Source organism: Nostoc sp. JL23, assembly GCF_017115065.1.
Lineage (GTDB): Bacteria > Cyanobacteriota > Cyanobacteriia > Cyanobacteriales > Nostocaceae > Nostoc > Nostoc punctiforme_A.
In genome coordinates this window covers 26,837-35,186 of record NZ_JABXKN010000078.1, presented here as the reverse complement: position 1 = coordinate 35,186, position 8,350 = coordinate 26,837, and the positions used below count along the sequence as shown (strand labels likewise).

General features: G+C 43.4%; 9 protein-coding genes and 1 pseudogene. 7 read left to right on the top strand and 3 right to left on the bottom strand.

The genetic code is table 11. The features are described from left to right. Window positions 1-96: 96 nt before the first annotated feature. From HWQ42_RS16860 to HWQ42_RS16850, 3 genes and pseudogenes are all read left to right on the top strand, one after another. Window positions 97-846 carry an SDR family NAD(P)-dependent oxidoreductase gene (locus HWQ42_RS16860; RefSeq protein WP_292814093.1) on the top strand — a complete coding sequence of 250 codons (750 nt, stop codon included), beginning with the start codon at window positions 97-99 and terminating at the stop codon, window positions 844-846. Window positions 847-936: 90 nt separating this feature from the next. After that, window positions 937-1,587 (top strand): HAD family phosphatase, encoded by a 651-nt coding sequence (locus tag HWQ42_RS16855; RefSeq protein ID WP_292814090.1) that lies wholly within the window; start codon window positions 937-939, stop codon window positions 1,585-1,587. Window positions 1,588-1,682: 95 nt separating this feature from the next. Further along, window positions 1,683-1,787, top strand: a pseudogene (locus HWQ42_RS16850) (IS5/IS1182 family transposase); the annotation flags it as partial. Window positions 1,788-1,900: 113 nt separating this feature from the next. Here HWQ42_RS16850 and HWQ42_RS16845 read toward each other — a convergent pair. Beyond that, window positions 1,901-2,041, bottom strand: a complete 141-nt coding sequence (locus HWQ42_RS16845) for a hypothetical protein (RefSeq protein WP_292814088.1) — start codon at window positions 2,039-2,041, stop codon at window positions 1,901-1,903. 306 nt (window positions 2,042-2,347) lie between these two features. Here HWQ42_RS16845 and HWQ42_RS16840 point away from each other — a divergent pair, with 306 nt between their 5' ends. Further along, window positions 2,348-2,806: a hypothetical protein gene (locus tag HWQ42_RS16840; protein WP_292814085.1), complete on the top strand. Its 459-nt coding sequence runs from the start codon at window positions 2,348-2,350 to the stop codon at window positions 2,804-2,806. A 226-nt stretch (window positions 2,807-3,032) separates the two neighbouring features. Here HWQ42_RS16840 and HWQ42_RS16835 read toward each other — a convergent pair whose 3' ends face one another. Continuing rightward, entirely contained in the window at window positions 3,033-4,025 is a 993-nt protein-coding gene (locus HWQ42_RS16835) for a sugar-binding transcriptional regulator (RefSeq protein WP_292814083.1), read from the bottom strand. A gap of 101 nt (window positions 4,026-4,126) precedes the next feature. After that, the gene (locus tag HWQ42_RS16830) at window positions 4,127-4,927 is read right to left on the bottom strand and encodes an SDR family NAD(P)-dependent oxidoreductase (RefSeq protein ID WP_292814080.1); all 801 of its coding nucleotides are present in this window, start codon (window positions 4,925-4,927) and stop codon (window positions 4,127-4,129) included. Between the two features lie 148 nt (window positions 4,928-5,075). Here HWQ42_RS16830 and HWQ42_RS16825 point away from each other — a divergent pair, with 148 nt between their 5' ends. From HWQ42_RS16825 to HWQ42_RS16815, 3 genes are all read left to right on the top strand, one after another. Continuing rightward, entirely contained in the window at window positions 5,076-6,422 is a 1,347-nt protein-coding gene (locus HWQ42_RS16825) for a sugar ABC transporter substrate-binding protein (RefSeq protein WP_292814078.1), read from the top strand. Between the two features lie 111 nt (window positions 6,423-6,533). After that, a complete protein-coding gene (locus HWQ42_RS16820; protein WP_292814076.1) occupies window positions 6,534-7,457 on the top strand; it encodes a carbohydrate ABC transporter permease in 924 nt (307 codons plus the stop codon). Between the two features lies 1 nt (window position 7,458). After that, on the top strand, window positions 7,459-8,280 hold the full coding sequence (locus HWQ42_RS16815; RefSeq protein WP_292814073.1) for a carbohydrate ABC transporter permease: 822 nt from the start codon (window positions 7,459-7,461) through the stop codon (window positions 8,278-8,280). Window positions 8,281-8,350: the final 70 nt, after the last annotated feature.

The following is an 8,350-nucleotide window of genomic DNA, read 5'->3' as shown; positions in this document are numbered from 1 at the left end:
AATTTTTACTCCAGCTTTTTATTATCCCATGTTATTTATATTAAGGATGAGTCTAATGCTCAATATTCAATTATCAATTACTAAGGAGTTAGATAAATGACAGGTAAATTAGAAGGAAAAGTGGCAATTATCACTGGGGCTTCAGCGGGAATTGGAGAAGCAACTGCGATCGCCTTAGCTTCAGTTGGAGCAACAGTAGTACTTGCTGCTAGGCGTGGCGATCGCATTCAGGCATTAGCAGAACGCATCGAAGCTAGTGGTGGCAAGGCATTGCCCATTGTCACTGATGTAACTGATGAAACCCAGGTAAATAACTTGGTGGCAAAGGCAAATGCAGAATTGGGAAGGGTTGATATCCTTGTGAATAATGCCGGGATTGCCTTACTGGGCACGATTGAAGCTGGAAATAGCTCAGACTGGCGGCGATCGTTTGACCTCAACGTACTAGGACTGCTATATGCGACTCATGCCGTTTTGCCTTTGTTGAAGGCGCAAAAATCGGGGCATATAGTCAATATCTCCTCAGTGGCTGGCCGGACGGCGCGGGCGGGCGTTGGTGTTTACAATGCTACCAAATGGGGTGTTAATGCTCTCTCGGAGGCGTTGCGTCAAGAAGTCCACAAGGACAACATCCGCGTCACCATCATCGAACCTGGTTTGGTGGATACGGAAATTGACAGCCAAATTACCGATCCCGTTGCCAAACAACGGATTGAAGAACGACGCAAGTCAATTCAACCTCTGCAAAGTGAAGACGTTGCTGCTGCGATCGTTTACGCCGTTACCCAGCCATCGCGTGTTAATGTCAACGAAATCCTCATCCGACCAACGGGACAAGAACATTAAAGCTAAAGGGCAGGCTTAACGGGCGTGCCCTTTTTTAGATAAAATTTTTAACCCAATTTCAACATAAGTGATGAATCTTCAAAACTATGGATGCTGTATTATTTGATATGGATGGTACTTTGCTGGATAGCGAATCGCACTGATATTTTTCTAATCAAGTTTTGCAGGGAAATTGGCTTTGAGTTAACAGAAAATATCCTAAACAAATTTAGGGGTTCTGATGGTCCGACATTCTGGACATACCTCAGCAGAAAATTTAATTTATCCTTATCAATAGAAGAGTATGTATTGAGAGCAATATTAGATTTTGTTGAAGAGTTAAAAAATAACTCCAATCTTGCACCTATTGAGGGAGTTAAAGAACTGATTGATGAACTTTTTGATTTTGGAGTGCCTTTAGCCCTGGCATCTTCAGCTTCTAGAATCAGAGTTAATACAGTTTTAGAGTGCTTTAATATGCAAAATAAATTTAGTGTAAAAATATCTAGTCAAGATGGTGAACGAGGTAAACCTGAACCAGATATCTTTTTATTAGCATCTGAAAGGATGAATGTTAGTCCTAATAAATGCGTTGTGATTGAAGACTCAGAAAATGGGATAAAAGCTGCCAAAAAAGCAGGCATGAAATGCGTTGGTTTTGCTGGATTGAAACATAATAAGCAAAATTTATCAAGTGCAGATTTAATTGTTAGTGCCTACTCAGATGTGAATTTTTACAGCTTACAGCAATTATTTGACTGAGAAAGTTAGCTCTTACTTGAATCTTGCATGGAACGTGGTTGAAAATTCACGATAGTCTCCGGCAGTGGACACGGATTGAACAGGAGCGCCATCGAAGTCCATCGGAAGGAATCATCGACAGTCAAAGCGTTAAGAGTGCGGCAATGGTTAGTCAATCCGTGGGCTTTGATGCAGGCAAGAAAATAAAAGGACGCAAGCGTTTCAGCCATTTTTTTTAACTTTTTTTTTACCTGTCTTGACGTTTTATTATGCTGCTAGTAGCTTGATAATTAAATAAAACAAAACCCTAGCTGCATTACTAGGGCTTGGGAATTCAGATTTTAGGGTTTATTGGTGGTAAAGGTGGTAAAGGAGGGAAGTCGTTTGGCTTTAATTTTGTGTTCTTAGGATTTTTCCATTTGAAACCATCTGAATCTTTAGGACTAAAGTCATCACCTTGATTTTTCTTAGCCATAGTTAGAAGCACCTGCTAGTAGGATAAATGTACTGTAACAATTTTGGTGCGTGTCTTCAACCGATGTCGAATTTTCCCCTAGTTTTACCCAAGGGAAAGAAAAAAAGGTTTTATGGCTAGACTGCGTGAATTTTTATATAAGTTTTTCATTAAGTACTTAAGTAGAACAATCCTAAATATTTGCTTTCCAATTCAATATTTTGTATTCAGTGTAAATATCATTATGTATTGCAGGAAACTAAGCCAAGATAGTTGCATTGATTAAAACCGAATTACATGAAACGCTTACTATGTTTTATCATCTTAATGTCTGGATTACTTGGTAATTCTGCAATGGCTGCTGAGGTATCAATATTTAAGAACGGTAAAATAATTTCTAGTAGTCAAATAAATATCCAAGATGCTAGGAATGGTAGTACATCCACACACGTTAGGGATGTATTTATTGACAGTAACAGCGGAGAAGTATCAGTACTTTTAAGTACTGATTATGGAATTGACAAAAGAGTTAACAACTCTTTTAGACACTTTAATTGTAGACAGAAGACAGCAGTTTTAACTATGACAGTAACATTTGAGGGTAGACTCTTTGACCAAGTAAACCGTACAGTAAATGAAATGTTTGAAAGTGATATGGGATTATTAACACCACCTCCAAGAGACACAACCGTAAATTCAAATGAGTTAGTTAGGTTTGATGATTTGACCGCAACTAACCCCACTCTCGTCCAAACATTTAAAAATATTTGCAACTATAGAAACTAAACCTTAGAGGATGTTTGAAAAGGGTCGACTTGAGCCTCAAGTGCGACTCAGAGGTGCGATCTCAAATCCCAGAACTCCGATTCTCTCGTTACAGTTTCTCGATAGCCAGGGTAGTGAAACACACGCTTGAGGACTTTTCAAACATCCTCTTAGTTACTTTTGCTTTTCAAAAATCAAAGGTAATTCCCCATTTAACATTTAGCATAATTATCTCACTTAGTATTTACTAAATCTTAGAAAGAATCGCTTGGGCAGCAGCTTCATCGGTAATCAATCCTGTAATTAACTTGCCATGCAGAGCAGCCAAAATCGCCTCCGCCTTTCTCACACCGCCCGCCACACCAATAATTAGTCGATGAGCCGGTTGTTCGAGCGCTACACTGGCAACCCGACTGTTTGTCCCCTCTTGCAGCAATACTCCGCGATCGCTATAAGCCCAACCTGCAATTTCTCCGACTGTTCCCAGTTCAATCAATTCAGCCACTTCATCGTCATTGATGAAGCCGTCTTGATGTAACGGAGCATTCCAGGCAATATGACTAATTCCAACAAAGGTTACTTTGGCTTGCTCTGCAAGAGTTTTCACAGCGATAAACGATCGCTGAGTCTGCAAGAGTTCTCGTTCTTCGACACTAGTCGCAACAACAGGAGTCGGCACTGGATAAGCTTGAGAACCGACGCGATCGGATAAATGCATAACCACTTCGTGACGACCTGCACGCCCAGAATGAGACATATTGCCAATAATTGACACAATTTTATGCTGGGGTTGGTTCATTGAGGGGATCTGCTCTACCATTGTTCGCAATGTGCGACCTGATGACAACGCTAGTATGGTCGGGGTTTTAGCCATCAGGTAAGCCTCTAGATGGGTGGCAGCACATACACCAATTCCGTATAATGTATCACCACTACCTGCATCAGTTGGTACTACTTCACAAAGTGACAGAGCAAAGCGATCGCGTAACGACTCAGCCAAAGCAATGCATTCACTCAAGGGATGATCGAGTCGAAATTTAATTAATTTTTCACTGACCGCCAGTGCCACTAAGCGTTGTGCAGCTTGCCGGGACACATTGAGCTTGGCGGCAATTTCTTCTTGCGTATTGCCGGCGATGTAATAGAGCCAAGCAGCATGAGCAGCCAGGTCTAATTTGCGCGCCCGAAGGGGCAAGCCAGCCTTGCTGGCATCGCGCCGCTCCAAAAAGGGTTGTCCCATATACTACCTGCAAAAACTATGTATCTATCAAAGGTATGATTGAATTATTTAGAGTATATGCCCAAAAATATAATCTTTGCTCAATTATCTTTAAATTTCTATTATCCCCCAGTCACCTCCAAGTTAAACCCAGTAATGTAGCTTGCCTCTTCGCTCATCAAAAATGCAACCCCATTCGCCACTTCTTCTAAACTTCCTAAACGCCGCATTGGTACTGAATCGATCATCTGTTGCTCAACCACCTTGGGATCGGCATCAAAGTACTGTGATCCTACTGCTGCTTGTAATTCGGTTTGCCGCGTCCACATAAAACCAGGGCCAATCAACGCAGGGGAGAGTGCATTTACCCGAATGCCGTAAGGAGCTAAGTCTTTCGCTGCCGTTTGAGTAATTCCAATGACAGCAAATTTAGAAGCGGCATAAGCCAACATATTTGGCGGCCCAACCACCCCTGCATAACTCGCCATATTAACGATCGCGCCTCCACCTGCATCGCGTAATTGCTGTGCAGCCGCCTTGAGAATATGAAAAACGCCGACAACATTAATGTTGATAACCTTTTGAAAGTCGTCTTCAGGATATTCGTCAGTCTTGGCAAACACTCCTTGATAACCCGCATTATTAAATACATAGTCGATCCGCCCAAGCTGCTTTACAGCGCCAGTAAAAGCTTTGGCAACATCACCACTAGCTGTAACATCACAGCGAAACGTGCCAACTGGAACGTTGTAACCTTTTAGTTCCCCAGCCACATCTGCCATCTTCGGTTCATTCAAATCTAGCAAGGCTATTCCTGCCCCATTAGCAGCAAAACGGTGTGCAGTTGCCTTGCCAATATCTCCTGCACCGCCAGTAATTAAGATCGTCTTACCTGCAAACTGATAAGTTGCTTTTGCCGTCATAGATTCAACCTCTTATTGAAGAATTGTTGCAAATGACCGTGATGGAAATCAGATTGGTATGATTTCTATTATTGAGCTTTTGCCCAAAATTAGAGCATAAAATCAAAAATTTATTTCGTTCGGTTTTTTACTTTAAAGGAGTTATGCGATGCGTATCCGCCGCTTCGCTAAAATGCTAGCTGCATTTCTCGCTGGAGTAATGCTGGTGCATCTGCTATATGCTTGCTCACCGCGCTCCCAAGCCGCCCAGAAAACTAAACTAACGATCGCCACTGTTAATAATGGCGACATGGTGGTGATGCAAGGGCTTTCTCGCAAATTTGAGTCAGCTAATCCTGATATTCAACTCCGGTGGGTTGTGCTGGAAGAAAATGTGTTACGCCAACGCACAACTACAGATGTTGCAAGCCAAGGTGGGCAATTTGATGTCATGACCATTGGTTCCTATGAAACACCAATCTGGGCTAGACGGGATTGGTTGAGACCTTTGGATCTAGGTGCAAACTATGACGTAAATGACCTGCTTAAACCTATAAGAGAAGGACTTTCCAATAACGGCAAACTATATGCCGTGCCATTCTATGGGGAAAGTTCCATGCTGTATTACCGAAAAGACTTGTTTGAAAAAGCCGGGATTGTGGTTCCTCAACAGCCAACTTATCCCCAAATGAGAGAATGGGCAAGCAAAATCCACGATCCAGCGCATGGGGTTTATGGAGTTTGCCTGCGCGGAAAACCCGGTTGGGGTGAAAACGTCGCATTTGTTTCCACATTGGTTAATACCTATGGTGGACAGTGGTTTGATATGAAGTGGCAACCAACGATCAATACTCCAGCTTGGAAAGAGGCGATCGCCTTTTATGTCGATCTGCTTAACAAATATGGGCCGCCAGGAGCCAGTTCTAATGGATTTAATGAGAATCTAGCGTTATTCTCAACAGGTAAATGCGGTATGTGGGTAGATGCAACTGTTGCCGCAGGGTTATTATCCAATCCCAAAGAATCCCAAGTGTATAACAAAGTTGGCTTTGCTCGTGCGCCAATTGAAAAATATCCCAACGGCTCAAATTGGCTTTGGGCTTGGGCGCTAGCAGTTCCAAAAACCTCAAAATCACCCGAAGCCGCGCAAAAATTCGTTGCTTGGGCAACATCAAAAGAATACATTCAACTGGTTGCTAAGGAAAATGGCTGGGTTGCTGTACCACCAGGGACTCGGACTTCCACTTATGAGAATCCCAACTATCGAAAAGCTGCACCCTTTGCGGAAATCGTGCTGGCAGCAATCCAATCTGCTGATGTTACCCGTCCATCTGCACAACCAACTCCTTATAAGGGAGTTCAATACGTTGATATTCCAGAATTTCAGGCGATCGGTTCTTCAGTCGGGCAAACTTTAGCGGCGGCATTGACCAATCGAACTTCGGTAGATCAAGCGTTGCTGCGATCGCAGAAATCCACTGAACGCTTCATGAAACACACGGGTTATATCGAATGAAATGGGGCATGGGGCATTGGGCATTGGGCATTGGGCATGGGTAAAAAGAGCCAATGCTCAACTACAAAACATTCAGAATCCAAAATCTAAAATCTAAAATTCCTTTAGGTTATGTCTTCTTCATTAGCAGTAAAACCTCAACACGAAACGCCACCTCCCACCAAGCAACGGACTACGCGGCAAGTATCAACCTTACCTCTGGTTGCGCCTTCGGTCGTTCTCCTATTGCTGTGGATGATTGTGCCTCTGGTGATGACTATATGGTTTTCCTTTCAGCGTTATAACTTGCTGAATCCAGATGCACGCAAATTCATTGGGATTGAAAATTTCACTTTCATCCTCAGTGACTCAGCTTTATGGACATCGATCGCCATCACAATAGTTTTAGTTGTTTCCGTTTTAGCAATCACAATTGGTCTGGGGACACTCCTAGCAATTCTCTTTGACCAAGACTTTTATGGTCGTGGAGTGGCGCGGGTACTAGCAATCTCCCCATTTTTTGTTATGCCCACAGTTAGCGCCCTGATCTGGAAAAATATGCTGATGCATCCAGTGAATGGGCTGTTTGCTCAAATTACTAGAGGTTTGGGTTTAGGGGCGATCGATTGGTTTGCCAGCGTTCCCTTACTTGCGATCATTATTATTGTTTCCTGGGAATGGCTGCCCTTTGCGTTGCTGATTTTGTTGACTGCAATTCAGTCACTCGATCGCGATCAGTTAGAAGCTGCGCGGATGGATGGCGCAAATGCGATCGCTCTATTTCGGTTCGTCATGCTACCCCATCTAAGTCGCGCCATTTCTGTGGTTGCCATGATTGAGACAATTTTCTTCCTGACCATCTTCGCCGAAATCTTTGTTACCACAGGCGGCGGGCCGGGACTTGCAACCACTAATCTTGCCTATTACATCTTCTTAAAAGCCTTACTGGAATTTGATGTCGGCGGTGCATCAGCCGGTGGATTAATTGCCGTAATCCTTGCCAACATCGTGGCAATCTTTTTGATGCGTAGTGTTGCTCGTAATTTGGATACTTAACATGGCACATAAAACCTCGAAGATTTGGCTATGGACATTGCTCGGCTGGCTTGCTGCCTGCATATTGTTTTTTCCAATTTTCTGGATGTTTCTTACCAGTTTCAAAACTGAAGTTGCGGCAGTTTCAACTCCTCCGCAGTTGTTTTTCCGCCCGACATTGGAGAATTATATTGCCATCCAAGACCGGGCAAATTATTTCAATTATGCGTTTAACAGCGTAGCGATTTCCCTCGGATCGACTATAGTCGCGCTGCTGCTTGCCGTACCTGCCGCCTACGCAATGGCATTCTTCCCAACCAAACGCACCAAGGGCACTTTACTCTGGATGCTGTCCACCAAAATGCTGCCACCCGTTGGTGTGTTAGTACCAATCTACATTTTGTGCCGCAACGCCGGATTACTAGATACTCACATCGGTTTGATTATTATTTATACCCTGATTAATTTGCCAATCGTCGTCTGGATGATTTATAGCTTCTTCAAAGAAGTTCCCAAAGAAATTCTCGAAGCCGATCGCATGGATGGGGCAACCACACAGCAAGAACTTGTGCATGTGTTGTTGCCATTGGCAGTACCCGGAATTGCATCCACAGCCTTGCTTTCGATTATTTTGTCATGGAACGAAGCATTTTGGAGCTTGAACTTGACAACAGCAGATGCCGCGCCACTTACAGCCTTTATTGCTTCCTTTTCCAGCCCTCAAGGATTGTTCTGGGCAAAACTTTCCGCAGCATCAACACTAGCGATCGCACCCATCCTCATCTTCGGCTGGCTGAGTCAACGGCAATTAGTCCGAGGTCTGACCTTCGGTGCTGTGAAATAAGGCAGTTCCAAATAAAAAAATATCCCAAAACAAACGCTCTATTTCTCCTCTCTCTGTGTTCTCTGCGTCT